The 1,495-nt window shown below is 68.6% G+C and carries 1 protein-coding gene; it reads right to left on the reverse strand.

Annotated elements, in window-relative coordinates:
* Window positions 1-30 precede the first annotated feature (30 nt).
* Window positions 31-1,245 (reverse strand): IS701 family transposase, encoded by a 1,215-nt coding sequence (locus ACIQFZ_RS43480; RefSeq protein WP_402694005.1) that lies wholly within the window; start codon window positions 1,243-1,245, stop codon window positions 31-33.
* Between the last annotated feature and the right edge of the window lie 250 nt (window positions 1,246-1,495).

Consider the following 1,495-nt stretch of genomic DNA (forward strand, 5'->3'; position numbering starts at 1 on the left):
GATACGGCAGCTGTAGATAGTCGTTGCTGATCATGGTGTGGTGCCGGCGTATGCGTGCCAACGGCGGTGGCAGAGGCGGGCGCGGTGTTGATGGCGGCGGCGCCAGGTCGACCACCACAGCAGGTGGTCGCGGTCTCGTCGGGGCGGAGGAAGGATCAAGGCCCGCAGCAGGCGGAGGAGTTCGTGACTGCTGAGGGGGACGAGGTCGGCCTCGGCGGGGTCGTTCCGGCCAGCCTGGGCGGCTCGTTCAAAAGCGGCGGCGACGGCCAGGAAAGCGTAGGCGACCAGGGCGATCACGCTCCAGCGGTGCCAGGAGTTCCAGCAGGTGACCTGACCTTTGTCGAGGTGGCAGATCTCCTTCGCCTCCTGGAAATCGTCCTCCACCCGCCACCTGAGGCACACCAGTGACACCAGTCGCGCCAGTGTCACCGGGCCCGGGGCAAAGCAGCGGTAGTAGGACATGGTGCGGGTGTAGCGGTGCCGGCGGACCAGCAGTACTGATGTCCCCGCATCGCGGTCGTGTCCGTCAGGGGTGTCATCGGTGGTGACCTCGATCATCGCCCAGTCGTAGTCGCGTACGCCCTTCTGCCCCGCGCCGGTCCGCATCCGCTGCCAGGCCCGTTTCGGCAGCCGGGCGGCGGCCTTGGTCACGCTCAGCTTCGTGGCCGGGGTGGTGACCTGGTGGTTGGAGCGCGCTCCCACGACGTAGCCCAGGCCCAGCTCGCGGCAGACGGTACGCAACTCCCGCCCGCCGTAGACCTCGTCGCCCAGGAAGAACGAGGCGGATATGCCCTGCTGAACGGCGACGTGGAGCATGTCCGCTGCGAGGCGCGGCTTGGCCGCGAAGCACAGCTCGTCGGGGACGCCGGTCAGCTTGCGGCGTTCCTCGTCGCCGGCCCACTCCTTGGTGAAGTACAGGCGCCGGTCGATCAGGCAGTGCCCGGCGGACGAGGCGAAGGTGAGGTGCACGGCGACCTGGCACAGGTCCACGCCGCCGACCGAGCCGGAGTACTGGCGGGCCGCGGCCACCGCGTCGGTCGAGGACTTCGCGTCCCCCGTCTCGTCCGCGATCAGGACCCCGTCGCCGTCGTCGAGCAGGTCCACGGCCCAGGCCGCCGTCCGCTTCAGCACCGCGTCCTCGTCCCACACCGCACGGGACAGCAGATGGTGCAGCCGGTGCGGGCCCCGCTCACCGATCGCCTCGGCCAGGCTCCAGCAGTTGACGTCCTCGAGCTCCATCAGCATGCCCCGTGTCATCCGCGCAAACGTTTTCCGGGTCTCGGAGCGGGCGAAGCAGCCGGACAACGAAGCCAACAGGCCCCCGAACGCGATGTCGTGACCTTCGTCGTCTACCGTGGCCGAAGCGGCCGTCTTGTTCTGATGTTGCGTCACACCACGTCATGATCGGGGCAGCCGTCCTCGTGCCCGCACCCGCCCCCATCACGTAGCTGACCAGCCGCAATGAACGCAGGCAGGGCTATCTACAGCTGCCGTA

This window comes from Streptomyces sp. NPDC093064 (genome assembly GCF_044754605.1).
Taxonomy (GTDB): Bacteria; Actinomycetota; Actinomycetes; order Streptomycetales; family Streptomycetaceae; genus Streptomyces.

Excerpts from the sequence above, each read along its gene's own strand:
- ACIQFZ_RS43480 (WP_402694005.1), bottom strand. The coding sequence starts at position 1,245 with ATGCTGATGGAGCTCGAGGACGTCAACTGCTGGAGCCTGGCCGAGGCG.